This window comes from Actinobacillus succinogenes 130Z (assembly GCF_000017245.1).
In the GTDB taxonomy this organism is placed as follows: Bacteria; Pseudomonadota; Gammaproteobacteria; order Enterobacterales; family Pasteurellaceae; genus Exercitatus; species Exercitatus succinogenes.
On record NC_009655.1, the window covers coordinates 696,933 to 721,389 of the forward strand.

Sequence of the window (24,457 nt, forward strand, 5' to 3'; positions counted from 1 at the left end):
TGATTATGCCGTATTACTCAATAGTTGAAATATATAATAATAACGGAATATTTGAATTTAATTTAGAAAAAGATAATAAATCTAATTCTAATAATGTTTTTTCTAAAGAGTTGACCTTAGTAGATCAAAATATCCTTATATCTATAGAGCAAAATAAGAAAATACCAGAGATATGTGTTGCTTTACGTAATAAAACTCTTTCTCCGCTATTTTATCTTATAGAAAGATTTTATCAATGTAATGAAAGTACAGAGCTGCTTTTAAAAGATGATATACCAAGATTTAATAAAGCTTATAAGCAATTATCTGAAAAAATTAATGTTTATAAAGATCGTAGTATAAAAAACGATGAATTTATTGAAACTATAAAAGTTCCATTTTCTATGTCAAATATTGATAATGGATTTTATAGAACACATATGTATTTAGAGTTTTTTTATACTAAGGCTGCAGAATTTACTTTTACCTTATCTAATAATGAATCCCAAAAAAATATATTTAATGCTATAAAATTATATGATTTTTCTGGCGTTAGTCGTTTCGTCATTATGATAACAGTATTTTCAATATTTTCTGCAGGACATAATGCTTTCTTTTATAAATTTTTGTTTCCTAAATCAAAAAATAATTCTTCACCACAAGATAAAGCTAAGAATTCTTTTGGGGATATTAGATATTTATTATTACTGGCTTACCTTACTATACAAATGGAATGCCAGAAAAATTTATGTTTTAAATTTGTAACAGGAGATGAAAATTTATCTAAAATAATTAATGCGTTAAAATTTAAGGTAAAAAATATTCATGGACTATTTGAGTATAAAATTGAGTCTTTAGATATAAAGAAAAATCTTGATAATAAGTTACTTAATAAAAATGATAATACATATTCTGCTGTGTTAAACTTTTTTAATGAGTTAGGAATAACTGTGAGTTAGTATATTATATGACCAAACTAGTAATCATCGACACAGGCTGTGCAAACCTGTCTTCTGTAAAATTTGCATTCGATCGCTTGGGGATTCAGGCGGAAATCAGCCGTGATTTAGACAAAATCCAATCGGCGGATAAATTATTATTGCCCAGTGTCGGCACGGCACAGGCGGCGATGAAGATTTTGTAGGGTCATAATTTATTTGGATAGCTTTGAAAATGTAGGTTGGGCATTTATGCCCGACACTAAAAAGAGCGGTCAATTTTTATATCAAAGGAAAACAATGCACCACAACCACTTAAACCAACCCATCGGCAATCCCCTGCCAAATTTCACCGCAGGGGAATATCCAAACGTCACCTTATTACAAGGTCGTTTTTGCCGTTTGGAGAAATTATCCCCCGCTCACGCCGAGGATTTATTTGCGGTTTATTCGTCTGATGAGCGTTATTGGACTTATTTACCGCTCGATCCTTTTGACGATAAAAAACAATTCAGCGAATTTTTACAGCAAATTAGTGCTTCAACCGATCCCTATTATTTCGCGATTATTGATGAAAAAACAGGGCAGGCGGTCGGTATATTTGCATTAATGCGAATCGACCCGAATAACCGCGTGATCGAAGTGGGCTGGGTGATTTATTCCCCCAAACTGCAAAGAACTAAAATTGCTACTGAAGCCCAGTTCCTACTGGCACAATATGTCTTTGAAAGCTTACAATACCGCCGTTATGAATGGAAATGTGACAGTTTGAACGAGCCGTCCAGAAAAGCGGCATTACGCTTGGGTTTCACTTATGAAGGCACATTCCGCCAAGCACAGGTTTACAACGGCAGAACCCGTGATACGGCGTGGTTTTCAATGCTGGATATTGAGTGGCAGAACCGCAAAAGCCGTTTTCAAAAATGGCTGTCCGATGAAAATTTTGATGAACATGGACGGCAGAAAAAATCGCTCGCCGAATGTTAAAATAAGGAAAAATATGCAACTGACCATCATCGCCTCAGGCTGTGCAAACCTGTCTTCTGTAAAATTTGCATTCGACCGCTTGGGGATTCAGGCGGAAATATAGCGCTTCAATCAATTTACTTTACTTACCGTACGCTGATAAGTCCAAAGTGCGGTCAAAATTTACCAAGTTTTTATCTCGTTTGCTACAAAATAACTTGAATAACCTACCATAAAGGCGTTTAATGTAGCCTGTATGCAACAAAGATTGCCAATTAAATCAGGAGGCATTATGCAAAATAGCGCGTTATTGATGGATTTTTATGCTTTGACCATGGCGAACAGTTATTTTGAGCAAGGCAGACAAGATGAAGCGGCGTATTTTGATTATTTCTTCCGTCGAGTGCCGGACGAAGGCGGTTATGCGGTGTTTGCCGGGCTTGAACAGGTGCTGGATTATCTGGAAAATCTGCATTTTACTGAACAAGAAATTGAATTTTTACAGCAAAAAGGTGTTTTTTCCGCCGGTTTTCTGGATTATTTGCGTCATTTTCGTTTTCGTGGCGATGTGTGGGCGGCGAAAGAGGGGACTGTCGTTTTTCCGAACGAACCGTTGCTGATTGTGCGGGCACCGATTATCGATTGCACTCTGATTGAAGCCTTTTTATTGCTGACGTTAAATCATCAAACGCTGATTGCCACCAAAGCGGCACGTATAGTGAGTGTAGCGCAGGGGCGTAAAGTATTGGAATTCGGTGCGCGTCGGGCGCATGGTGCGGATGCGGCGCATTTCGGTGCGCGGGCGGCATATATTGCCGGTGTGGACGGTACGTCCAACGTATATAGCGATTTTGCCTGCGCCATTCCTGCGTTAGGTACTATGGCGCATGCCTATGTGCAAAGTTTCGATAATGAATATGAAGCATTTCTGCAATATGCGAAAACTTATCCCGCCAACACCGTCTTACTGGTGGACACTTATGACACGCTGCACCAAGGTATTCCCAACGCTATTCGGGTTCATCAGGAATATTTGGTGCCACGGGGTTATCAATTAAAGGGTATTCGCATTGACAGCGGGGACTTAGCCTATTTAAGTATTCGGGCACGCGAAATGCTGGACGCGGCTGGGTTGACGGAAACTCAAATCACCGTTTCCAATTCTCTGGACGAATATTTAATTAAAGATTTGCTGCTGCAAGGGGCGCAAATAGACAGTTTCGGCGTAGGCGAACGGTTGATTACGGCAAAAAGCGAACCGGTTTTCGGCGGTGTGTATAAAATTGTCGCATTGGAAAAAAACGGACAGCTTATTCCCAAAATTAAACTCAGCGAAACCTTGCAGAAAACTACTACGCCGGGATTTAAAAATTTATGGCGATTGTATGATCAAAACCGCAAAGCCATTGCCGATGTCATCACCTTGTACGATGAAAAGATTGATAACCGCCAACCTTATCTGTTGTTTGACCCCGAATATACTTGGAAAACCAAACAGGTGACGAATTTTGTGGCGGAACAGAAGCTGTTACAATGGATCGTGCAAGGTAAAAGAGTGCTATCTACGCCGACTTTAGCGGAAAGCCGCGCATATTGCCGACAGGAATTGACATCCTTATGGAGCGAAGTACGTCGGTTGGAAAAACCGCACGGTTACTATGTGGATTTATCGCAGGATTTATGGGCGTTAAAACAACGTCTGATTGAACGGCATTCGGGGAAAAAATCATGAGAACGGCAGCATACGTAGATTATTTAGTGCGATGGCTGGAAACCCAGCGTACCGAATTATACGGTATGGACGGCTACACGCTGGGGGTCAGCGGCGGTATCGACAGTGCCGTTTGCGCCCATTTAGCGGCACGCACCGGCGCCCCCGTACAGGCATTGATTTTACCCGCCGAAGTCACCAGCCCTGAAGATGTGGCGGATGCTCAGATTACCTTGGAAAGTGCAGGTATTGACGGGCGGATTATTTCTATCGCTCCTTGGTACGATTTAATTATGCTACAACTTACCCCCGCATTAAATGCGGAATCTGAACGCATTAACGTATTGAAAGGTAACTTAATGGCGCGCTTACGTATGATCGCATTATTTACCACGGCGCAAAGCCACCGTTCTATCGTATTGGGTACGGATAACGCCGCCGAAATGTTAACGGGCTATTTCACCAAATTCGGCGACGGTGCGGCGGACGTATTGCCGTTAGCGAGGTTGCGCAAAGAACAGGTATTCGAATTAGGGCGTTATCTTGGCGTACCGAAATCCGTGCTGGAGAAAAAACCGAGTGCGGGCTTATGGGCGGGGCAAACGGACGAGGGGGAAATGGGTGTCAGTTATGCGGAAATCGACGCCTATCTGCGCGGCGAAACCGTCAGTCCGCAGGCGTTAAAGCAGATTCAATTCTGGCACAACCGTTCTCATCACAAACGTATGCTGCCGCCGACGCCAGAACCGCCGGATGAAATCGATTAACGGTACAACCACCGTATGAAATGGGTTATAATCCGTCGCCATTAAAAAGGAGCCGATATGTCATTACCTAAAGTTTTATTATTAAACGGTCCTAACCTTAATATGTTGGGCGCACGCGAACCGAAACATTACGGTTCGCTTTCATTAGCGGCAATTGAAGCCAACGTTCAGGCGTCGGCGGAAAAGTGCGGTCTGAATTTGGAATGTTTTCAAGCTAACAGCGAAGAAAAACTGATCAACAAAATTCACGACAGTTTCCAAAAAGTCGATTTCATTATTATTAATCCCGCCGCGTTTACGCATACCAGCGTCGCCTTGCGCGACGCCTTGCTGGCGGTGTCGATTCCCTTTGTGGAAGTGCATTTGTCGAACATTCACAAACGCGAACCGTTCCGTCGCCATTCCTATTTCAGCGATGTTGCGGAAGGGGTGATTTGCGGATTAGGGGCTAAAGGCTATGAATGCGCGTTGGTATTTGCGGCTGAATTTTTAGCAAAAAAAGCGTGAATTTCGTTAAAATATCGACAAAATTGTAGAAAATATTCGCAAAACGGATTATTTTAAGGTAATCTTGCGGGCGTAAAAAACAGAATTCATTTTGACCGCACTTTCAGCTTGAAAAAAGCAGCCGAAAGTGCGGTAACCTTTTTATCTCTCAATCAGGAAAACAATTATGGCAATGGATATTCGTAAGATTAAAAAATTAATCGAATTAGTTGAAGAATCGGGCATTATGGAACTGGAAATTTCCGAAGGCGAAGAGTCGGTTCGTATCAGCCGCGGTTCTGCAGCACCAAGTTCCGTTCAATATACTGTTCCGGCTGCCGCGCCGGCACCAATCGCTGCTCCGGCGGTCGTTCCGGTTGCCGCTGCGCCTGCCGCCGCACCGGAATTATCAGGACACGTGATTCGTTCTCCGATGGTGGGAACGTTCTACCGCAGTCCAAGCCCGGAAGCTAAAGCTTTCGTCGAAGTGGGACAATCCGTGAAAGTCGGCGACGCACTTTGCATTGTTGAAGCCATGAAAATGATGAATCGTATCGAAGCGGATAAAGCGGGTGTGGTGAAAGCGATTTTAGTTAACGACGGCGAAGCGGTGGAATTCGACGAACCGTTAATCGTTATTGAATAATTTGTAGGGTGGGCAGACTTGCCCACTATTTTTATCTCGTAAAATTTCGAATTGGAATAATCTTATGTTAGAAAAAGTGGTTATTGCCAACCGTGGTGAAATTGCATTGCGTATTCTGCGCGCATGTAAAGAACTGGGTATCAAAACCGTTGCCGTGCATTCTACGGCAGACCGCGATTTAAAACATGTGTTGCTGGCGGATGAAACCATCTGTATCGGCCCTGCGCCGTCGGTGAAAAGCTATTTAAACGTGCCGGCGATTATTGCGGCGGCGGAAGTGACCGGCGCAGACGCTATTCATCCGGGGTACGGTTTCTTATCTGAAAATGCGGATTTCGCCGAACAGGTCGAGCGTTCCGGTTTTACTTTTATCGGCCCGACTGCAGACGTGATTCGTTTAATGGGCGATAAAGTGTCGGCGATTAATGCCATGAAAAAAGCCGGTGTGCCTTGCGTACCGGGTTCTGACGGTCCGTTAGGAACGGATATGGCGAAAAATAAAGAAATTGCCAACCGTATCGGTTTTCCTGTGATCATTAAAGCTTCCGGCGGCGGCGGCGGTCGCGGTATGCGTGTGGTGCGTGACGAGAACAGCTTGGAAGAAAGCATTGCCATGACAAAAGCGGAAGCGAAAGCGGCGTTCAATAACGACATGGTTTACATGGAAAAATACCTGGAAAATCCGCGTCACGTGGAAATTCAGGTGATTGCCGATACTCACGGTAATGCGGTGTATTTGGCGGAACGTGACTGCTCGATGCAGCGCCGTCACCAGAAAGTGGTGGAAGAAGCGCCGGCACCGGGGATTACGGAAGAAGTCCGTCGCGACATCGGTTCCCGTTGCGCTAACGCCTGCGTGGAAATCGGTTATCGCGGTGCGGGTACTTTCGAGTTTTTGTATGAAAACGGCGAGTTCTATTTTATTGAAATGAATACCCGTATTCAGGTTGAACATCCCGTAACGGAAATGATTACCGGCGTGGATTTAGTGAAAGAGCAATTACGCGTAGCCTCAGGTTTACCGTTGTCTTTCAAACAGGAAGACATCAAAGTAAAAGGTTATGCTATCGAATGCCGTATTAATGCGGAAGATCCGAAAACTTTCCTGCCGTCGCCGGGTAAAGTGGTACATTTACATGCACCGGGCGGCTTGGGGGTGCGCTGGGATTCCCATATTTACGGCGGTTATACCGTACCTCCGCATTACGATTCGATGATTGCGAAACTGATTACTTACGGCGATACCCGTGAAAGTGCAATCCGTCGTATGCAGAATGCGTTATCGGAAACCATTATCGAAGGGCTTAAAACCAATATCCCGTTGCATAATTTGATAATGGAGGATGAAAACTTCCAAAAAGGCGGCACCAATATTCATTACCTTGAGAAAAAATTGGGTTTGACCGATTAATGATGAAATGGAGCTTACGCTCCATTTTTTGTGTGGAAATGAAAGATGAAAATGAGCTTGCAACAACGTTATAAACAAGCCGCAAAAGAAGCCCGTTGGGCGTTGGCGTTAACCGTGCTGTATTTGATCGGCTGGTGTCTGTGCGCCTATTTGCCGGAAGGCGGAAAAGGCCCCCTCGGTTTTCCGTTGTGGTTTGAATTGTCCTGTATTTATTTGCCCGTACTGTTTATGGTGGTGGCATATTGGTTGGTGAAGATTGTATATCAGGACATAAATCTTGAAATCGAACCGAAAAATACGGCAAAACCCGACCGCACTTTGAACCATTCGACGAAAGAATCAGTAAAGGAATTTGAAAAATGAATTTGGGTATTATTCTTCCTTTGATAATTTATCTCGTGTTTGTGTTCGGTGCGGCGTTGTATGCCTACATCAAACGCTCGAAAGGCGATTTTTTAACGGAATATTATGTGGGCAATCGTTCGATGACGGGCTTGGTGCTCGCCATGACTACGGCTTCCACCTATGCCAGTGCCAGTTCCTTTGTGGGCGGGCCGGGCGCCGCTTACAAATACGGCTTAGGTTGGGTGCTGCTTTCTATGATTCAGGTGCCGGCGGTGTGGCTGGCTTTAGGCGCGTTGGGTAAGAAATTCGCCCTGCTTTCCCGCGAAACCAACGCACTGACCATCAGCGATTTATTGCTTTACCGCTATAAAAGCCGTCGGTTGGTGTGGATTGCCAGTATCGCCCTGTTAATCGCTTTTTTTGCTGCTATGATGGCGCAATTTATCGGCGGCGCCCGTTTGTTGGAAACCACTATCGGCATTCCTTATACGCAGGCATTGTTGATTTTTGCCGTTACCGTGGGAATTTACACTTTTATCGGCGGTTTTCGTGCCGTGGTGCTGACGGATACCATTCAGGGTACGGTGATGATTTTAGGTACGCTGGTGTTGCTGGGCGCCGTGATTTATGCCGCGGGCGGCGCCGAAAGTGCGGTGGCAAAACTAACGGAAATTGATCCGCACTTAGTCAGCCCTTACGGTCCGAACGATATGCTGGGCTTTCAGTTTATGGCGTCGTTTTGGGTGCTGGTGTGTTTCGGGGTGGTGGGGCTGCCGCATACGGCGGTGCGTTGCATGGCGTTCAAAGACAGCAAAGCCTTGCACAGCGGTATGTTAATTGGAACGGCGGTATTATCCGTTATTATGCTCGGCATGCACCTTGCCGGTGCGTTAGGACGTGCCGTGGTACCGGATTTAACCATTCCCGATCAGGTTATTCCGTCATTAATGCTGCAGGTGCTGCCGCCGTTGGTAGCGGGGATTTTCCTTGCCGCACCTATGTCGGCGATTATGTCGACGATTGACGCTCAGTTGATTCAATCTTCGGCGATTTTCGTGAAAGATCTGTATTTGTCGGCGAAACCTGAAGCGGCCGCCAATCAAAAGCGGATTAGCCGTTTTTCTTCCTTAATCACCTTAACCATTACCGCGTTATTGATTTGGGCGGCATTAAATCCGCCGGATATGATTATCTGGTTGAATTTATTCGCCTTCGGCGGACTCGAAGCGGCGTTTTTATGGGTTATCGTACTCGGCATTTATTGGGATAAAGCTAACGCTGCCGGCGCCATCAGTTCCATGATTGTCGGTTTGGGCGTATACATTTTCCTCACCCAAATGAAAGGGGTGGATTTAACTACAGTCAGCCGGTCAATCCGATATTTAGTGGAAAGCGTTAAACTGTTCAGTCAATTCCACGAGATCGTCCCTTCGTTGGTATGGGGGTTAATCGCATTTTTAATCGGAAACCGATTAGGCGATAAAGCCGATTAGCATAAAAGTGCGGTCGAATTCGACCGCATTTTTACTTTACGGCGCAATATTGAATAATGGTCGCAGGCAAGGTATAAAAAACTGTGTTAAAATCCACCGCACTTTAAATATAAATAACGCGATAGACCAAAGAACCCAATAATCGAATTTTCCCGTCTTGGGCGCCCGCTTTTACCATTGATTTTTAGCTAAATTCCGTTTATCTGAGGGTAACGAGTTTAGCGTAAAGAAAATTCATGCTAAAAAGGAAACGACTACAAAATCAGGGCGTGTTCTTTGGTTACTTTCTTATACGAACAAGAAAGTAACATAACTAAAAAGGATGAAATAATATGGCTTGGATCCAAATCCGCCTTAACAGCACAAACGAACGCGCTGAAGCAATCAGCGATTTTCTGGAAGAACTGGGTTCGGTATCCGTGACTTTCATGGACAGCCAGGATACCCCGATTTTCGAGCCCTTGCCCGGTGAAACGCGTTTATGGGGCAATACGGATGTGATCGCATTGTTTGACGCGGAAACGGAAATGCAGCCGGTGTTGACCGCACTTCGGCAAAGCGGTTTGTTAGAGGAGGGGTTTGCTTACAAAATCGAGCAAATCGAAGATAAAGACTGGGAACGGGAATGGATGGACAATTTCCATCCTATGCAGTTCGGCAAACGGTTATGGATTTGTCCGAGCTGGCGTGAAATTCCGGATCCGAATGCGGTGAATGTGATGCTTGATCCCGGTTTGGCATTCGGTACCGGCACCCATCCGACCACGGCTTTATGTCTGGAGTGGCTGGACGGTTTGGATTTAACCGGTAAAACCGTGATCGATTTCGGTTGCGGTTCCGGTATTCTGGCGATCGCCGCGTTAAAATTAGGTGCCAAGAACGCCATCGGTATCGACATCGACCCGCAGGCTATTCTTGCCAGTGGTAGTAATGCGCAAGCCAACGGCGTGGCGGATCGTCTTCAGTTGTTTTTATCCGACCGGCAACCGGCGGATTTGAAAGCGGACGTAGTGGTCGCCAATATTCTTGCCGGTCCGTTGAAAGAATTATATCCCGTCATCAGTCAATTAGTGAAACCGAAAGGCGATCTCGGTTTATCCGGTATTCTGAAAACGCAGGCTGCCTCGGTTTGTGAGGCTTATGCGCAAACATTCGAGCTGGAACCGGTCGCGGTGCGCGAAGAATGGTGCCGAATTACCGGTAAACTGGCGTAATACTCATTTAAAACAAAATGTCAACGCTAAAAATGTAATATTTTGTCAATTTTGTTTACTTTTTACCCTTTTCAAAGGGCGGAAAAATGCGTATGATACACGCCCTTATCGGTTACGATAGCCGAACATTGCAAGATGTTCGGTTTCTTTTTTCTGTATCATTGTGGGGAATCGGGGGTTATAGAACATGCGCATAGGCGGTTATCAGCTGAAAAACCGTGTTTTACTGGCGCCGATGGCAGGCATTACCGATCAACCTTTTCGTAAACTGTGCGCGGAATACGGCGCCGGTTTAACTTTTTCGGAAATGATGTCCGCCAATCCGCAAGTGTGGCATACGGAAAAATCAAAGCTGCGTTTGGCGCATCATGAAGACGCGGGAATTAATGCAGTGCAGATTGCAGGTTCTGATCCGCAGGAAATGGCACAGGCTGCGCGTGTCAATGTAGAATACGGGGCACAGATTATTGATATTAATATGGGGTGTCCGGCGAAGAAAGTGAACAGAAAACTGGCGGGGTCCGCCCTGTTACAGTTTCCCGAGCTGATTCGTGATATTCTCACCGCCGTGGTCAATGCGGTGGACGTGCCCGTCACGTTAAAGATTCGGACGGGATGGGATCGTAAACACCGTAATTGCCTGGATATTGCTAAAATTGCCGAACAATGCGGCATTCGGGCGTTAACCGTTCACGGTCGGACGCGCGAATGTTTGTTTGACGGCGAAGCCGAATATGACAATATAAAGGCGGTGAAAGAGCAGGTATCCATTCCCGTGATTGCCAACGGCGATATAATATCTGCAGAAAAAGCCAGATTGGTTTTAGAATACACAGGGGCGGATGCCGTGATGATCGGACGCGCCGCATTAGGTCGGCCCTGGATTTTCCGATCCGTGGCAGGCTTAATCGAAAACGGTTCGATCATTTCAGAACCGGGCATAGACGAAAAGTGCGGTCAAATTTTACGCCATATTGACGAATTACATCGGTTTTATGGCGAACAAAAAGGTTACCGTATTGCTCGCAAACATATTGCCTGGTATTTACAAGGGATTCAATTCGATTCCGATTTCAGACAAACTTTCAATGCGATTACTGACGCAAAAAAGCAGTTAATCGCACTCGAAAACTTTTTTAATTTAGTTCGCAAGGGAAACCAGAATGTTAGAACAACAGCGTAATCCGGCTGAAGCATTAATTGTTTCAGTGCTAAATTCTCAATCACAAGTCACTAACAAACCGCTGCGTGAATCGGTCAAGCAAGCGTTAAAAAATTATTTCGCTCAATTAGACGGTGAAGATGCGACGGATCTTTACGAGTTAGTGTTATCGGAAGTCGAGCATCCGATGCTGGATATGGTGATGCAATACACGCGTGGCAATCAAACGCGCGCCGCATTAATGTTAGGCGTGAACCGCGGAACATTGCGTAAAAAACTGAAAAAATACGGAATGAGCTGATAACACGGCTAAATTAAGAATGAAACGATGAAAGTGCGGTGATATTTCACCGCACTTTTGCATTAAATGAAAAATAAATCTGTTAGATAATTTGAGTAACAAATTCGGAATCCGGACCGACTAACGGCAAATCCGAACCTTGCCACGGGCGTACCACCTGATATTCCATTAAATCCAGCGTATCCAAACCCGGCATGACATCCGGCGTATATTGACAGGCAATGCGCGCCAACTGCGTTAAACCGAAACTGCTCTCAATGGAAGAGCTGATTACCGCTTTCATGCCTAAACCGCGCGCTTTTTCAATCAGCGATACGCATTTTTCCAGCGATCCTACCAATGTCGGTTTAATCACAATCGCACTGACGAACGGTTCGGCAATCAAGTCGAAATCCGGTTCACGCACCGATTCGTCCCAGGCGATGTGAATACCGGTTTCTTCGGCGAAGCGGCGGCTTTCTTCGCGGGTTTTACAGGGTTCTTCCAAAAACTGAATGCGCGGGCGGTGTTCCGGTTTTACATATTTGGCGAACATCGCCGCTTTTGCAGGCGTCCAGCTGCGGTTGGCATCCAAGCGTAAATTAAGGTCGGGAATGGCTTCCAATAACATATCGGTGATCATACCGTCGCGGTTGGCTTCGTATAAACCTACTTTGATTTTCGCTACTTTTTCGCCTTGTATTTTATCCAGCGATTCATAAAGTTCGTCAGGATCGCCGTAGCATAACGGAGCCGCTTGATAATTGCCTTCTGCCTGCAATGTGCCTTTCATTTCCGCCAAGGCACAGCTTAAACCGAACGCTACCGACGGATATAGGCCGTCAAAAGCCAGTTTTTCATTGCGACTGCGGGCAGCATCCCAATCTTTCAGCCATTGTATCGCCTGCTCCTGCGCTTGTTCCAATGTTTCTGCACTATATTCGGGCAGAGGAGCGATTTCTCCCCAACCTTCGTTTTCTTTGCATTTTATCTGTACCAGCAGCCCTTCCCGCCGTTTTAAAAAACGGTTGCGTAAAATCAGTTGGCTGTCTACGGGAATGGAATAGTGATAAAGATGATATTCTCGAATTGTCATGATTTTATTATTCAAAAAAGGATGAAAATGAAAAAAGTGCGGTGAAAATTCTTGAATTTTTGACCGCACTTTATAAGGTTAATTAAGGATTACGACGGAATTTAGTGAAATCCGGTTCGCGTTTTTGGTTGAAAGCATTGCGTCCTTCCTGCCCTTCTTCCGTCATGTAGAACAGCATAGTGGCGTTGCCCGCCAATTCCTGTAATCCCGCCTGACCGTCGCAGTCCGCATTCAGCGCGGCTTTCAGGCAGCGCAGGGCAATCGGACTGTTTTGCAACATTTCGCGGCACCAGCGTACGGTTTCTTTTTCCAAATCCGCGTAAGGCACCACTGTGTTTACCAGGCCCATATCCAAGGCTTCTTTAGCGTCGTACATACGGCATAAGAACCAGATTTCACGGGCTTTTTTCTGACCCACGATGCGCGCCATGTAACTTGCGCCCCAACCGCCGTCGAAAGACCCCACTTTCGGACCGGTTTGTCCGAATTTTGCGTTATCTGCGGCAATGGTTAAGTCGCACATCATGTGTAAAACATGGCCGCCGCCCACCGCGTAACCGGCTACCATCGCCACAACCGGTTTCGGACAAGTGCGGATATCCCGTTGGAAATCCAGCACGTTTAAGTGATGAACGCCGCTGTCGTCTTTATAACCGCCGTAATCGCCGCGAATTTTCTGGTCGCCGCCGGCACAGAACGCGTATTCGCCTTCACCGGTTAAGACTATCACGCCGATTTTCTCGTCAAAACGGGCGTCGGAGAAGGCATGAATCATTTCCTTTACGGTTTGCGGACGGAATGCGTTGCGCACTTGCGGGCGATTAATAGTGATTTTGGCAATGCCGTCTTTGGATTTATGGTAACGAATGTCGCTGTAACCTGCGCTGTGATCCATCCATTCAACCGGAGCGTAAAGAAATTCTTCGCTTGGATATAACATGGTAAGTCCTTTGAGTTAATGAAAAGTGCGGTCATTATAGCGGAAGTTTTGACGGCGCTAAAGCGGGACACTAAAGAAAACGGCATATTTCCGGTTTCGGAATATGCCGTTGTTACTACGAATGTAGCGAGGCGGATTAGGCAAAATCCTGTAATTCGGGATTAATCGGGGTTTCGGCAAGGTTGTTTACATAGTTGCACAAAGTCGCCAGACTGACGCCTAAAATCACATCGATCGCATTTTGTCGGTCGTAACCGGCAGCAAAAAATTCCGCTAATTGTGCCGGCGTTAATTTGGCTTTTTGCCCAATAACCGCCATGGTGAAACGTGCTAAAGTATCCAGTTTCGGATCCGCCTCAATACGCGCCGTAGCCCGGAGGGCATTCACCACTTCTTGCGGCACTTTCAGCAATTTTAAAGCGATTTTGGTGTGACCGGCTACACAGAATCCGCAGCCGTTTACCACCGCCGCCGTAATTTGCACCACTTCGCGTTCGGTTGCGGTTAAACTGTTGCGACCGTTGATTGCCCCGACGGTACGGTAAGTTTCCAAAGCGGTCGGAGCGTTTGCTAATACGCCGATTAAATTAGGAATGAAACCGTTAGCGTTTTGTACGGCTTTAAGCGTTTCTTTCGAGGCTTCCGGAGCGGTTTCGACAGTATGAATTTGAAATTGAGACATTATGACTTTCCTTTTAAATAATGCGAAAATTCTGCTGAATCATAATGAAGTTTCATGGTTTTGACGACAGGATTTTTACGATTTTTTAGATAAATTCCGAATATCATATAACTGCATAGCAAATTCCGCGGGATTTTCCAAATGCGCGTTGTGGCCGGCTTGAGCGATTAAGCGGGTATTCAGTTGGTGCAAAGCCGCCATTTGCCGGAATTTGGTATCGCGTTCGCCTACAAAATAAAAAAACGGCAGATTTTTCGACCGCACTTTTTGGCCGAAATAAGGTTGTCTGGCAAGGGATGTGGCAATCAGCATGTTAGCGATGTTTTCGCCGCAGTTTGGCGCACGTTTTCGAATTAATGTCGCGCGTTCTTGTTCATTCAAGTGAGCGAAAACAGGTTGTCGGTACCAATCGTTGAGTACGGTTTCGGCCGGTTCGGAACGGAAACGGTCAGCCCATTTGTTATCGTTCAGCCAACGGGCCGTTTTTTCCCGTTGGTCGGCTAAACCGAGATTCGCGCCTTCTAAAATCACGCCTTGTAAATTACCTTTTAAACCTTGATACCGTAATGCGTAATACAACGCAATACGCCCGCCGAGAGAATAACCCACCAACAAAAAGGGTTTGTTTCTGACCGCACTTCGGATTTGTTGCGACAGATATTCGCAGGTTTCCTCAAACCCCGGCACGGAGACATATTTTGCTTCTCCGTGAAAGGGTAAATCCAACGCCAGACAACGGCGGTCCGGCAATTTATCGATCACGGCTTGCCAATCGTTTTTTGTACCGAGCAGACCGTGTAAAAAAACAAAGTTCATTACACCGCCTTTTTTTCAGGAATGACGATGGCGGGATCGTCCGGTGCCGTGATTTTTTCGATTTCCGTCTTTAAACCGTAATCGTCGGGATCCGGTTGATTGGAAAATAAATCCGCATTCGGATTAAGTTGCGGGTTGCTGATGCCAATCCATTTGGCGATGCCGTCGGTGAAATTCAATCCGGATTTGAACACGCCGTATACATGGCGTTCTATGTCGTCACTGGAAATTTTAAACAGCGGAATATCGTAATGACGTTTGCTTTTACCCGCGCTGTTGTGAATATCTATGCGGCTTTCCGTTTCATGCTGAGCCAGCCCGTGATCCGAGAAGTAAATCATTGAAAAAGTGCGGTCGGATTTTTCGCGATTTTTCACCAGTTCGTCATAAACGCGTTCCAGCACTTCATCGGTTTTCTTCATGGAGGAAACGTAACAGTTGACGTTGTAGTATTTTTCGTCGATTTGGTCGTCGTTGTAAATCTTTTCGTAATCGTTGAGACGGTCGCAGGTAATAGGGTGAGAACCGTATAAATGCAGCACGATAAAACGCTTTTCCTGCGTCGGCTGTTCGATAACCCGTGCAAATTCCGGTAACAGCTCGAAATCGCTGGTGTTGGAATTTAAACTGTCGCCGGATTTCAGAAAGATTTTGGTGTCGCTTTTATTGGCGATGGCGGAAATCGGGGTGTCGAATTCGCCCAAATAACCCTGATTGGAAATCCAATAGGTCGTTATACCGGCGGATTTGATTAAATCAATCATATTAAGAGAGTAATTACCTTCCCAGTTCCGGGTGTCGGGTTTGGTCAGCATTAATTTAAGCGACGCGATGGTATTGGTGCCGCCGGCGGTAAATCCGTCGATAAGCGTACCTTTTACCGTACTCATAAACGGCGTATTCCGTACCGGGTAACCGTAAGCATGCAGATAGTCTTTTCGTGCGCTTTCGCCGATAATCAATACATAATCGTCGTACTTCGCATCAATTAAATCGGATTTACCCCATTTACTTTCAATTGCCAGGCTGTTCAGCAGGGTTAATTCGTTTTGCACTTTCATTCCGGCATCATAGGTTTCCGTTACGAATTTTAATGGTGCGGATCCCCAGATTAAAAAGACGGCAACCGCAGCAAGAAACATTTTGTTTTTGTAAAAATGAAGATGGAAAGTCCGGGTCAGCGAACGAAACAGGTATAACAGCAGGATAATGCCTGCGGGATAGATAAAGTTAATCAGTGGCAGTTGGGAGAAAAATTCTTTACTTTCCAATAAATCCGTAGCGAATACCGACGCGATATACTGATAAGACGGCGGACCGAAAGTTAAGCCGATCGGTGCATATAAAACATGTAGCAAGGCGAACGGAAAGGCAACGAACCAAAACAGTTTTCTCGAAGCGTTAAAAATAATGAATAAGATTGCCATTAACAGCGTTTGTTTGACGGTGGGGCTGGCAAAAAAGCCGGAACCGATCAACATTAAACGGCTGGCGAAAATGATGCAGGCTAAGGCTAATATTGCCGCCACAATTTGTTTTGCGGTGCTATTGGAAATAAATTTATTAATTAATTTTGCGGACACGCGTTTCCCTTATTTTTATTCTTTTGGAAATGTTTAATTGCATATTGTGCAAGGATTTGCTTGTTTAAATCAAGTGTAATGTGATTTTTTACGGCATATTTGCTAACGGTAAAGGAAAAAACGGTACCACCGGTTTATAAATGAAAAGCGCTATTCGGAGATAGCGCCTTAATTAAGCATGTTGCCTGTGAAAATAATTTTACGAATTCAACATATTTCCGATTAAAAATCAGGTTTAATTAGCCCGGGTTGTCCTAAAGCCGGATCCGTATTATAGGCTTCCATAGCATCGGTTACGGTCATTCTTAACGCTTTCGCTACCCCTTCGCCATAGGCCGGGTCGCAGAAATAACAGTTACGAATATGCCGGTATTTGATAAAGTCCAAGGCATCGCCCATGGCGTCGGCTGTGTTGTTGAACAGCGATTGTCTTTCTTTCTCCGTCATTAAATTGAATAGCGTGCGTGGTTGGCTGAAATAGTCAGAATCATTTTCACGGTAATCCCAATGTGCTGCGTCACCATTGATCTTTAGTGGCGGTTCTGCAAATTGAGCTTGTTCTTGCCATTGGCCAAAACTGTTTGGTTCATAATGGATTGTACTGCCATAGTTGCCGTCTACACGGCCTTGACCGTCACGCGCGTTGCTGTGTACCGGGCAACGTGGCGCATTCACAGGAATTTGATTGAAATTCACACCTAAACGATAACGTTGCGCATCCGCATAGTTGAACAAACGAGCTTGCAACATACGGTCCGGCGATACGCTGATACCCGGAACCAAGTTGCTTGGTGCAAATGCAGATTGTTCAACGTCCGCAAAGAAGTTTGCCGGATTACGGTTTAATTCCATCACACCCACTTCGATTAACGGATAGTCTTTTTTCGGCCATACTTTGGTTAAATCGAACGGATGATACGGGACGTTTTCCGCATCAGTTTCGGGCATGACCTGAATATAAAGTGTCCAGCGCGGAAAGTCGCCGTTTTCAATTGATTCGTATAAATCACGTTGGTGAGATTCACGATCATTCGCAATAATAGCTGCGGCTTCTTCATTAGTTAAGTTTTTAATGCCTTGTTGAGTACGGAAGTGGAATTTCACCCAGAAACGTTCGTTGTGCGCATTAATCATACTGTAGGTATGCGAACCGAAACCGTGCATATGACGGTAGGAGGCGGGGATACCGCGTTCAGACATAACAATAGTTACCTGATGGAGGGCCTCCGGTAATAATGTCCAGAAATCCCAGTTATTATTAGCACTACGCATGTTGGTGCGAGGGTCGCGTTTTACCGCTTTATTTAAGTCAGGAAATTTACGCGGATCACGCAAAAAGAACACCGGAGTATTATTTCCCACTAAGTCCCAGTTGCCTTGTTCCGTATAGAATTTTACGGCGAAACCGCGAATATCGCGTTCCGCATCCGCCGCACCGCGTTCACCGGCGACGGTGGTGAAGCGTACGAATAATTCCGTTTCTTTCCCCACTTCACTGAAAATAGCTGCTTTAGTATATTGAGTGATGTCGTTTGTAACGGTGAATTTCCCGAAGGCGCCGGAACCTTTTGCATGCATGCGACGCTCCGGAATCACTTCACGTACGAAGTTTGCCAGTTTTTCATTTAACCATAAATCCTGAGCCAGCAACGGACCGCGCGGACCCGCCGTCATACTGTTTTGATTATCAACAACAGGCGCACCATTGTTCATCGTTAAAGACGTATGATGAAAAGGACATTTAGATTCAGACATAATAATCTCCTTCAAAATATATGATAAATATAGGACGGCTCCGTTGAAATTATTGTGGATGAGAGAAAACCTGTAAACCTATCGAATCAATAAATTTTTACGATTAAATTTACATTATTAATAGGCGGTTTTACTATTAAAACGTCTATTAATTTTAGGCATAAATGTAAAGTGCGGTCGGATTTCACCGAATTTTTCTGATTCGTTCTATTGGTTGTTGCGTGAAGTTACATTATAATGACAACAATTTTATGTCCAATATTCTAGCTGGGGTAAGAAAATGAGCAATCCGATTTACAAACGCATTCTTTTAAAATTAAGCGGTGAAGCGCTGCAAGGCGCCGAGGGGTTCGGGATTGATCCGTCGATTTTGGATAGAATGGCGCTGGAAATTAAAGAATTAATTGCCATGGGCGTGGAAGTGGGCGTTGTCTTAGGCGGCGGCAATCTGTTCCGCGGGGCGAAATTGGCGAAAGCCGGTATGAACCGTGTAGTGGGCGACCACATGGGAATGTTGGCAACCGTAATGAACGGTTTGGCAATGCGTGACGCTTTACACCGTGCGGACGTGAATGCGAAACTAATGTCGGCGTTCCAGTTAAACGGAATTTGCGATACTTACAATTGGTCGGAAGCGATTAAAATGTTGCGCGAAAAACGGGTAGTGATTTTCTCCGGCGGTACCGGCAGCCCGTTTTTTACCACAGACTCCGCCGCCTGTCTGCGCGGAATTGAAATTGAAGCGGATGTGGTGTTAAAAGCGACGAAAGTAGACGGCGTTTATAACTGCGATCCGGCGAAAAATCCGGGAGCCGAACTGTTCAATACGCTAACTTATGCCGATGTGATTGAGCGCGAATTGAAAGTGATGGATTTGGCGGCATTTACCTTAGCGCGCGATCACGGTATGCCGATTCGCGTGTTCAATATGGGCAAACCGGGCGCTTTGCGCGAAGTAGTCACCGGTTTAACCGAAGGCACGATTATTTCTTAATAATTACTATGGGACGGGCTTGTCAGCCTACCGAATTTATGTCGATTAAGATAGCGAGATAAAACGCTCATCCTATAAATAACAAGGAAAAACAATGATCAACGAAATTAAAAAAGACGCACAAGATAGAATGGAAAAAAGCCTTGAAGCATTAAAAGGTCATATTTCGAAAATCCGCACGGGGCGTGCACAACCGTCTCTATTGGATGCTATTCAGGTGGACTATTACGGTGCGGCGACGCCGTTACGTCAATTAGCCAATGTGGTGGCGGAAGATGCACGCACTTTAGCGGTAACCGTATTCGACCGTTCGCTAATTCAAGCGGTAGAAAAAGCGATTTTAACTTCTGATTTAGGTTTAAATCCGTCTTCTGCGGGAACCACCATTCGAGTGCCGCTTCCTCCGCTAACGGAGGAAAGACGTCGCGATTTAACCAAACTGGTTAAAGCTGAAGGCGAGCAAGGCAAAGTCGCGGTTCGTAACGTACGTCGCGATGCCAACGAAAAAATTAAAGCCTTACTGAAAGACAAAGAAATCAGCGAAAACGAACAGCGTAAAGCGGAAGATGACATCCAAAAGCTGACTGACAGTTTCGTGAAAAAAGTGGACGAAGTATTGGCGGATAAAGAAAAAGAATTGATGGATTTCTAATTCATTATCAATAAGCTGTAGGGCGGACCAAGGTGTCCGCCCGATTTCTATCCTGGTTTTAAAATGAAAAAACAAAATTTAGTGATCTTGGGTTCCACCGGTTCCATCGGTACCAGTACGCTTTCCGTTATTGAACATAATTCTGAAAAATATCGGGCATTTGCCTTGGTCGGCGGGCATAACGCGGATTTAATGGCTGAACAGTGCGTAAAATTTCAGCCCGAATTTGCCGCATTAGACGATGAAAGTGCGGCTAAAAAATTACATGAAAAATTGACCGCACTTGGCTGTAAAACTCAGGTGTTAAGCGGGCAAAAAGCAATTTGCGAATTGGCAGCGCATCCTGAAGCGGATCAAATTATGGCGGCAATCGTTGGGGCCGCCGGTTTATTGCCGACATTGTCTGCCGTGCAGGCAGGAAAACGCGTGCTGTTGGCGAATAAAGAAAGTTTAGTGACGTGCGGACAGATTTTTATCGATGCCGTAAAAAAATACGGTGCGCAATTGTTACCGGTGGATAGCGAACATAATGCGATCTTCCAATCTTTACCGCCGCAAGCGCAACAGAAAATCGGATTTTGTCCGTTGTCTGAATTAGGCGTGAGCAAAATTGTGCTGACCGGTTCGGGCGGACCGTTTCGTTATACGGATTTAAGCGAATTTGACGGCATTACACCGGAACAGGCGGTAGCGCACCCGAATTGGTCCATGGGCAAGAAAATCTCGGTAGACAGCGCTACCATGATGAATAAAGGGCTGGAATATATCGAAGCGCGTTGGTTGTTTAATGCCGGTGCGGATGATATGGAAGTGATTATCCATCCGCAATCCATTATTCATTCTATGGTGCGTTATGTGGACGGTTCGGTCATCGCACAAATGGGGAATCCGGATATGCGTACACCGATTGCCGAAACTATGGCGTATCCGAACCGGATTGTTTCCGCTGTGGCGCCGCTGGATTTTTATCAGTTAAACGGCTTAACTTTTTTACAGCCGGATTTCAGCCGTTATCCGAATTTGAAACTGGCGATAGATGCTTTTGCCGCCGGGCAGTATGCCACTACGGCAATGAATGCGGCGAACGAAGTTACGGTCGAGGCTTTCTTAAACCGTCAAATTAAGTTTACGGATATCGCCAAAGTGAATGCAACGGTAGTAGAAAAAATTCAACCGCAGATTATTTCTTGCGTAGACGATGTGCTGGATGTGGATCGTCAAGCGAGAGAATTAGCCGAATCTTTTCTGTAATTTTGATAGGGACAGGCTTAATGCCTGTTCTTTGTTTTTACGTATTGATAGAACGGGCATGGGGATAACTCCTGTTCCGGTGAAAATCTTATCCCGCTAATATATCAAATAAGGGAATATCCCAGTTTTCAACCGGCAATTCATCTACTTGCTGGCATTGGTGGGCTAATCCCACCGCAATAAAGTTTTTTTCATGCCAATCCTGCAATGTGCGGTCATAAAATCCGCCTCCCATGCCTAGTCGATTCCCTTGCTTATCGAATGCCACCAACGGGGTGAAAATAATATCCAATCGATTAATCGGTAAAATGTTTTTTACATTTAAACGGGGTTCGGGAATTCCTAATCCGTTTGGCATCAGTTCCGTTTCCGGCGTGTAATGCAGAAACAGCATATATCCTTTGCAAAACGGGTGTAACACGGGAAGATAAACGTTTTTCCGTTGCGCCCAAAGTGCGTCGATTAACGGCCGTGTGGAAATTTCGCCATCGAAAGAAAGGTAAAGGCCGATATGTTCGGCATGACGTTGTGCGATTAAGTTGAGCGCTTTCTGTGTTACGGTTTGAGCTGCGCGGATTTGTTCAAGTGCGGTCAGATTTTGTCGTGTTTTTCTGATTTGTCGGCGAAGTTGAGCGCGGCGTTCGGAAATGGATTTCATAGTATGTTTAGGCCCCGAGATGCCGTCGTGGGTGGTCGGTCCTTGAACCCGACGGTTCAAGGGAGTCAGTTGTAACCGTTTTTAGGCTTCTTAGTGAAACTAAGCCTGCACACCAACAGTAGAGAACCAACTCGAAGTATGTAAGTATCGGCTCAGGGACGTAACCCGCTGGCGAGCATCTCAGGTAATCTTTGAAAATAATAGTAACTGAAAAATCTAAAATTGACCAGTTCAAATTGTGAAATTACCCCATATTTATTGGATTTCATATGCCGGTTGCTGATTTGTTGAGCGAGCTGCAATATTTTCCAGTGAATGACTTAATTGCTGAATCTGATTTTGCAGGATTTGCTCGGTAGATTTGGTTTTTTGTTTTTCCAAAAGCAATTCGAAACACAGGTTTAACGCCACAACATGCACGGCACGTTCTACTTGCACGGTCTGCATCCGATCTTTCATTTCCGAAACCCGTTTGTCCAGTTCTTTTGCCGCATCACGCAAATCGTTATGTTGTTCTTCCGGTGCGTTTAAACGCACAACCTGACCTAAAAAGTTCAATTCAATCGGTTTTAATGCCATATTTTTACCATAGGGTTGAAATTTTTCGTTATTATGCCACAGAGAAATATTTTCGTCATAAATTATCTGCTAGAATGACGCGAACTCTCATAACAGGACATTTTATATGACGGAATATTCAATTTTAAATCAAAAACTTAAAGCGGCGGGTATTGCCGTTTCCCCTACCGAATTACACGGTTTTCTGACCGGTTTGTTTACCGGCGGTATACGTGATCAGCAAAAATGGCATGCCTTGCTTTATCAAATTACCAATGATAATCACGCCTATCCTGCCGAATTAATGAAAGATTTGGATGTGATGTATGAAGATATCCGGATAAAGCTATCGGATAGTGATGCATTTAAATTCCAATTATTGTTGCCGGAAGAATATAAATTGAGTGTAAGAGCGGAAGCCGTATGCGATTGGGCAAATCATTTTCTGCTCGGTATCGGTCTTGCGCGTCCGAAAATCAGCCGAATGGACGGCAGAATTGGTGAGGCCGTCATGGATTTACACAAAATTTGCCAGTTGGGCTATGATGAAAACGAAGATGAAGCGGAATTGCTGGCAACCTTAGAAGATATTATTGAATATCTGCGTGGGATAGCATACCTGTTTCACAGCCATTTTAAGAGTGTAAACGATATGACGGATGTGGTTGAAAACGTACATTAGGAGCGATAATGGATTTAACCTATATGGCGGAATTGCCGAAAGACGAATTTGTAGCGCGGCGAAGCGAATTGTTTGCCCGAATGGCGGATAATTCCGCGGCGGTCGTTTTTTCTGCACGCGAGCAAACCCGCAATAACGATTGCACTTATCCTTTTCGTCAGGACAGCTATTTTTGGTATCTCACCGGTTTTAATGAACCCGATGCGGTATTATTGTTGGTGAAAAAAAATCAGCAGAATTTGACCGCACTTTTCCTGCGCCCGAAGGATCCCTTAATGGAAACCTGGAACGGACGTCGATTAGGCGTGGAAAATGCGCCGAATACGCTGACGCTGGATCAGGCTTACTCCGTTGACGAATTTGTGGTACGCTTTGGCGAAATAACGGAACATACGGAAAAATTCTATTATACCGTTGGCGTTCAGCCTTGGGGCGATGCATTACTGGAAAAAAGTGCGGTTGATTTTAGTGAAGTTTCGAGCTGGCGCGTGATGTTGGATGAAATGCGTCTGTTCAAGTCGGCGAATGAAATCCGTTTAATGCAACAGGCGGGCCAGATTACCGCACTGGGACATATCCGCGCCATGCAGGAAACCCGTCCGAATCGGTTCGAATATGAAATCGAAAGCGAAATCCTGCACGAATTTAACCGCTTCGGTGCGAGATTTCCTTCTTATAACACTATTGTTGCCGGTGGTGAAAACGCTTGCATTCTGCATTATACCGAGAACGATCAACCGCTGAAAGACGGCGATTTGGTGCTGATTGACGCCGGTTGCGAGTTCGCCATGTATGCGGGCGATATTACCCGTACTTTTCCGGTCAACGGTAAATTCAGCAGACCTCAGCGGGAGATTTACCAGCTCGTTTTAAAAGCGCAGAAACGTGCTATTGAATTGTTGGTGGCGGGTAATTCCATTCAGCAGGCAAACGATGAAGTGGTGCGTATTAAAGTCGAAGGTTTACTGGAACTCGGTATTTTGCAAGGCGATGCGGAGGAGTTGATTGCCGCCGACGCCCATCGTGAATTTTATATGCACGGCTTGGGACATTGGCTGGGGCTGGATGTGCATGATGTAGGCAGTTACGGCAATGCGGATCAGAACGGAGACCGAAACTCGAAAAAGCGCGACCGCACTTTAGACGTCGGCATGGTGTTAACGGTGGAACCGGGTCTGTATATTTCGCCGAAATCTAACGTGCCGGAACAATATAAAGGTATCGGCGTGCGGATTGAAGATAACGTATTGATTACGGAATACGGGAATAAAATTTTAACCTGCGCGGCACCGAAGGAAATTGACGATATTGAAGCCTTAATGGCGAACAGTATTTAACGAAGTCGTTACGTTAAAAGTGCGGTGGAAAAAATAAACGTTTTTCCGACCGCAC

25 protein-coding genes, 1 other RNA gene and 2 pseudogenes are annotated in these 24,457 nt (G+C 45.3%); 19 read left to right on the forward strand and 9 right to left on the reverse strand.

The genetic code is table 11. The features are described 5' to 3' along the window. Positions 1 to 5: 5 nt before the first annotated feature. From ASUC_RS03300 to fis, 14 genes and pseudogenes are all read left to right on the forward strand, one after another. On the forward strand, positions 6 to 938 hold the full coding sequence (locus ASUC_RS03300; RefSeq protein ID WP_041834603.1) for a hypothetical protein: 933 nt from the start codon (positions 6 to 8) through the stop codon (positions 936 to 938). 8 nt (positions 939 to 946) lie between these two features. After that, positions 947 to 1,120: pseudogene (locus tag ASUC_RS11085) on the forward strand (imidazole glycerol phosphate synthase subunit HisH); the annotation flags it as partial. A 97-nt stretch (positions 1,121 to 1,217) separates the two neighbouring features. Further along, complete coding sequence (locus tag ASUC_RS03305) at positions 1,218 to 1,904, forward strand: GNAT family N-acetyltransferase (RefSeq protein ID WP_012072391.1); 687 nt, start codon at positions 1,218 to 1,220, stop codon at positions 1,902 to 1,904. A 13-nt stretch (positions 1,905 to 1,917) separates the two neighbouring features. Then, positions 1,918 to 2,004, forward strand: a pseudogene (locus ASUC_RS11225) (imidazole glycerol phosphate synthase subunit HisH); the annotation flags it as partial. 171 nt (positions 2,005 to 2,175) lie between these two features. After that, positions 2,176 to 3,615, forward strand: coding sequence for a nicotinate phosphoribosyltransferase (locus ASUC_RS03310; RefSeq protein WP_012072392.1), 1,440 nt, complete (start codon positions 2,176 to 2,178; stop codon positions 3,613 to 3,615). Beyond that, positions 3,612 to 4,361 (forward strand): NAD(+) synthase, encoded by a 750-nt coding sequence (gene nadE, locus ASUC_RS03315; RefSeq protein ID WP_012072393.1) that lies wholly within the window; start codon positions 3,612 to 3,614, stop codon positions 4,359 to 4,361. Before ASUC_RS03310 ends, nadE begins: the two co-directional genes overlap by 4 nt. Before the next feature lie 57 nt (positions 4,362 to 4,418). Next, on the forward strand, positions 4,419 to 4,868 hold the full coding sequence (gene aroQ / locus ASUC_RS03320; protein WP_012072394.1) for a type II 3-dehydroquinate dehydratase: 450 nt from the start codon (positions 4,419 to 4,421) through the stop codon (positions 4,866 to 4,868). A 172-nt stretch (positions 4,869 to 5,040) separates the two neighbouring features. Beyond that, positions 5,041 to 5,493 carry an acetyl-CoA carboxylase biotin carboxyl carrier protein gene (accB, locus tag ASUC_RS03325; RefSeq protein WP_041834714.1) on the forward strand — a complete coding sequence of 151 codons (453 nt, stop codon included), beginning with the start codon at positions 5,041 to 5,043 and terminating at the stop codon, positions 5,491 to 5,493. A gap of 64 nt (positions 5,494 to 5,557) precedes the next feature. After that, complete coding sequence (gene accC / locus ASUC_RS03330) at positions 5,558 to 6,904, forward strand: acetyl-CoA carboxylase biotin carboxylase subunit (RefSeq protein WP_012072396.1); 1,347 nt, start codon at positions 5,558 to 5,560, stop codon at positions 6,902 to 6,904. Between the two features lie 51 nt (positions 6,905 to 6,955). Then, positions 6,956 to 7,267 (forward strand): YhdT family protein, encoded by a 312-nt coding sequence (locus ASUC_RS03335; RefSeq protein ID WP_041834715.1) that lies wholly within the window; start codon positions 6,956 to 6,958, stop codon positions 7,265 to 7,267. Then, positions 7,264 to 8,742 carry a sodium/pantothenate symporter gene (gene panF / locus ASUC_RS03340; protein ID WP_012072398.1) on the forward strand — a complete coding sequence of 493 codons (1,479 nt, stop codon included), beginning with the start codon at positions 7,264 to 7,266 and terminating at the stop codon, positions 8,740 to 8,742. Before ASUC_RS03335 ends, panF begins: the two co-directional genes overlap by 4 nt. Positions 8,743 to 9,074: 332 nt before the next feature. Further along, positions 9,075 to 9,956 carry a 50S ribosomal protein L11 methyltransferase gene (gene prmA, locus ASUC_RS03345; RefSeq protein WP_012072399.1) on the forward strand — a complete coding sequence of 294 codons (882 nt, stop codon included), beginning with the start codon at positions 9,075 to 9,077 and terminating at the stop codon, positions 9,954 to 9,956. Between the two features lie 187 nt (positions 9,957 to 10,143). Then, a complete protein-coding gene (gene dusB, locus ASUC_RS03350; protein ID WP_012072400.1) occupies positions 10,144 to 11,139 on the forward strand; it encodes a tRNA dihydrouridine synthase DusB in 996 nt (331 codons plus the stop codon). Then, the gene (fis, locus tag ASUC_RS03355; RefSeq protein WP_012072401.1) at positions 11,120 to 11,419 is read left to right on the forward strand and encodes a DNA-binding transcriptional regulator Fis; all 300 of its coding nucleotides are present in this window, start codon (positions 11,120 to 11,122) and stop codon (positions 11,417 to 11,419) included. The genes dusB and fis overlap by 20 nt, the downstream gene beginning before the upstream one ends. A gap of 82 nt (positions 11,420 to 11,501) precedes the next feature. On the opposite strand, the gene menC is transcribed toward fis, so the two are convergent. From menC to ASUC_RS03385, 6 genes are all read right to left on the reverse strand, one after another. Next, on the reverse strand, positions 11,502 to 12,494 hold the full coding sequence (menC, locus tag ASUC_RS03360; RefSeq protein WP_012072402.1) for an o-succinylbenzoate synthase: 993 nt from the start codon (positions 12,492 to 12,494) through the stop codon (positions 11,502 to 11,504). An 82-nt stretch (positions 12,495 to 12,576) separates the two neighbouring features. Further along, a complete protein-coding gene (gene menB, locus ASUC_RS03365; protein ID WP_012072403.1) occupies positions 12,577 to 13,434 on the reverse strand; it encodes a 1,4-dihydroxy-2-naphthoyl-CoA synthase in 858 nt (285 codons plus the stop codon). A gap of 136 nt (positions 13,435 to 13,570) precedes the next feature. Beyond that, on the reverse strand, positions 13,571 to 14,116 hold the full coding sequence (locus ASUC_RS03370) for a carboxymuconolactone decarboxylase family protein (protein ID WP_012072404.1): 546 nt from the start codon (positions 14,114 to 14,116) through the stop codon (positions 13,571 to 13,573). Positions 14,117 to 14,191: 75 nt separating this feature from the next. Further along, positions 14,192 to 14,932 (reverse strand): 2-succinyl-6-hydroxy-2,4-cyclohexadiene-1-carboxylate synthase, encoded by a 741-nt coding sequence (gene menH / locus ASUC_RS03375; protein ID WP_012072405.1) that lies wholly within the window; start codon positions 14,930 to 14,932, stop codon positions 14,192 to 14,194. Beyond that, on the reverse strand, positions 14,932 to 16,515 hold the full coding sequence (locus ASUC_RS03380; RefSeq protein ID WP_012072406.1) for a phosphoethanolamine transferase: 1,584 nt from the start codon (positions 16,513 to 16,515) through the stop codon (positions 14,932 to 14,934). Before ASUC_RS03380 ends, menH begins: the two co-directional genes overlap by 1 nt. Positions 16,516 to 16,737: 222 nt before the next feature. Further along, positions 16,738 to 18,270, reverse strand: coding sequence for a catalase (locus ASUC_RS03385; protein WP_012072407.1), 1,533 nt, complete (start codon positions 18,268 to 18,270; stop codon positions 16,738 to 16,740). A 280-nt stretch (positions 18,271 to 18,550) separates the two neighbouring features. Here ASUC_RS03385 and pyrH point away from each other — a divergent pair, with 280 nt between their 5' ends. The 3 genes from pyrH (at position 18,551) to ispC (ending at position 21,167) form a co-directional block, all read left to right on the forward strand. Next, positions 18,551 to 19,264 (forward strand): UMP kinase, encoded by a 714-nt coding sequence (pyrH, locus tag ASUC_RS03390; protein ID WP_012072408.1) that lies wholly within the window; start codon positions 18,551 to 18,553, stop codon positions 19,262 to 19,264. A 94-nt stretch (positions 19,265 to 19,358) separates the two neighbouring features. Next, complete coding sequence (gene frr / locus ASUC_RS03395; RefSeq protein ID WP_012072409.1) at positions 19,359 to 19,916, forward strand: ribosome recycling factor; 558 nt, start codon at positions 19,359 to 19,361, stop codon at positions 19,914 to 19,916. A gap of 63 nt (positions 19,917 to 19,979) precedes the next feature. Next, positions 19,980 to 21,167 carry a 1-deoxy-D-xylulose-5-phosphate reductoisomerase gene (gene ispC / locus ASUC_RS03400; protein WP_012072410.1) on the forward strand — a complete coding sequence of 396 codons (1,188 nt, stop codon included), beginning with the start codon at positions 19,980 to 19,982 and terminating at the stop codon, positions 21,165 to 21,167. A gap of 88 nt (positions 21,168 to 21,255) precedes the next feature. Here ispC and ASUC_RS03405 read toward each other — a convergent pair whose 3' ends face one another. The 3 genes from ASUC_RS03405 to zapA all read right to left on the reverse strand — a co-directional run bounded on the left by ASUC_RS03405 (position 21,256) and on the right by zapA (position 22,404). Beyond that, a complete protein-coding gene (locus ASUC_RS03405; protein WP_012072411.1) occupies positions 21,256 to 21,825 on the reverse strand; it encodes a 5-formyltetrahydrofolate cyclo-ligase in 570 nt (189 codons plus the stop codon). A 7-nt stretch (positions 21,826 to 21,832) separates the two neighbouring features. Next, positions 21,833 to 22,015, reverse strand: a non-coding RNA gene (gene ssrS / locus ASUC_RS11090) — 6S RNA. A 65-nt stretch (positions 22,016 to 22,080) separates the two neighbouring features. Then, complete coding sequence (gene zapA / locus ASUC_RS03410; RefSeq protein ID WP_012072412.1) at positions 22,081 to 22,404, reverse strand: cell division protein ZapA; 324 nt, start codon at positions 22,402 to 22,404, stop codon at positions 22,081 to 22,083. 106 nt (positions 22,405 to 22,510) lie between these two features. On the opposite strand from zapA, the gene ASUC_RS03415 reads away from it, so the two are divergent. Both ASUC_RS03415 and pepP read left to right on the forward strand, forming a co-directional pair. After that, the gene (locus tag ASUC_RS03415; RefSeq protein ID WP_012072413.1) at positions 22,511 to 23,065 is read left to right on the forward strand and encodes a UPF0149 family protein; all 555 of its coding nucleotides are present in this window, start codon (positions 22,511 to 22,513) and stop codon (positions 23,063 to 23,065) included. Positions 23,066 to 23,073: 8 nt separating this feature from the next. Further along, positions 23,074 to 24,402, forward strand: coding sequence for a Xaa-Pro aminopeptidase (gene pepP, locus ASUC_RS03420; protein WP_012072414.1), 1,329 nt, complete (start codon positions 23,074 to 23,076; stop codon positions 24,400 to 24,402). The last annotated feature ends 55 nt before the right edge of the window (positions 24,403 to 24,457 follow it).

Bases quoted from the DNA above. Each gene is read 5' to 3' on its own strand.
- ASUC_RS03415 (WP_012072413.1), top strand. From the start codon at position 22,511: ATGACGGAATATTCAATTTTAAATCAAAAACTTAAAGCGGCGGGTATT.
- ASUC_RS03305 (WP_012072391.1), top strand. From the start codon at position 1,218: ATGCACCACAACCACTTAAACCAACCCATCGGCAATCCCCTGCCAAAT.
- ispC (WP_012072410.1), top strand. From the start codon at position 19,980: ATGAAAAAACAAAATTTAGTGATCTTGGGTTCCACCGGTTCCATCGGT.
- fis (WP_012072401.1), top strand. From the start codon at position 11,120: ATGTTAGAACAACAGCGTAATCCGGCTGAAGCATTAATTGTTTCAGTG.
- accB (WP_041834714.1), top strand. From the start codon at position 5,041: ATGGATATTCGTAAGATTAAAAAATTAATCGAATTAGTTGAAGAATCG.
- dusB (WP_012072400.1), top strand. From the start codon at position 10,144: ATGCGCATAGGCGGTTATCAGCTGAAAAACCGTGTTTTACTGGCGCCG.
- frr (WP_012072409.1), top strand. From the start codon at position 19,359: ATGATCAACGAAATTAAAAAAGACGCACAAGATAGAATGGAAAAAAGC.
- panF (WP_012072398.1), top strand. From the start codon at position 7,264: ATGAATTTGGGTATTATTCTTCCTTTGATAATTTATCTCGTGTTTGTG.
- menC (WP_012072402.1), bottom strand. From the start codon at position 12,494: ATGACAATTCGAGAATATCATCTTTATCACTATTCCATTCCCGTAGAC.
- accC (WP_012072396.1), top strand. From the start codon at position 5,558: ATGTTAGAAAAAGTGGTTATTGCCAACCGTGGTGAAATTGCATTGCGT.
- pyrH (WP_012072408.1), top strand. From the start codon at position 18,551: ATGAGCAATCCGATTTACAAACGCATTCTTTTAAAATTAAGCGGTGAA.
- nadE (WP_012072393.1), top strand. From the start codon at position 3,612: ATGAGAACGGCAGCATACGTAGATTATTTAGTGCGATGGCTGGAAACC.
- ASUC_RS03335 (WP_041834715.1), top strand. From the start codon at position 6,956: ATGAGCTTGCAACAACGTTATAAACAAGCCGCAAAAGAAGCCCGTTGG.
- pepP (WP_012072414.1), top strand. From the start codon at position 23,074: ATGGATTTAACCTATATGGCGGAATTGCCGAAAGACGAATTTGTAGCG.
- menH (WP_012072405.1), bottom strand. From the start codon at position 14,932: ATGAACTTTGTTTTTTTACACGGTCTGCTCGGTACAAAAAACGATTGG.
- aroQ (WP_012072394.1), top strand. From the start codon at position 4,419: ATGTCATTACCTAAAGTTTTATTATTAAACGGTCCTAACCTTAATATG.
- zapA (WP_012072412.1), bottom strand. From the start codon at position 22,404: ATGGCATTAAAACCGATTGAATTGAACTTTTTAGGTCAGGTTGTGCGT.
- prmA (WP_012072399.1), top strand. From the start codon at position 9,075: ATGGCTTGGATCCAAATCCGCCTTAACAGCACAAACGAACGCGCTGAA.
- ASUC_RS03300 (WP_041834603.1), top strand. From the start codon at position 6: ATGCCGTATTACTCAATAGTTGAAATATATAATAATAACGGAATATTT.
- ASUC_RS03385 (WP_012072407.1), bottom strand. From the start codon at position 18,270: ATGTCTGAATCTAAATGTCCTTTTCATCATACGTCTTTAACGATGAAC.
- ASUC_RS03310 (WP_012072392.1), top strand. From the start codon at position 2,176: ATGCAAAATAGCGCGTTATTGATGGATTTTTATGCTTTGACCATGGCG.
- ASUC_RS03370 (WP_012072404.1), bottom strand. From the start codon at position 14,116: ATGTCTCAATTTCAAATTCATACTGTCGAAACCGCTCCGGAAGCCTCG.
- menB (WP_012072403.1), bottom strand. From the start codon at position 13,434: ATGTTATATCCAAGCGAAGAATTTCTTTACGCTCCGGTTGAATGGATG.
- ASUC_RS03405 (WP_012072411.1), bottom strand. From the start codon at position 21,825: ATGAAATCCATTTCCGAACGCCGCGCTCAACTTCGCCGACAAATCAGA.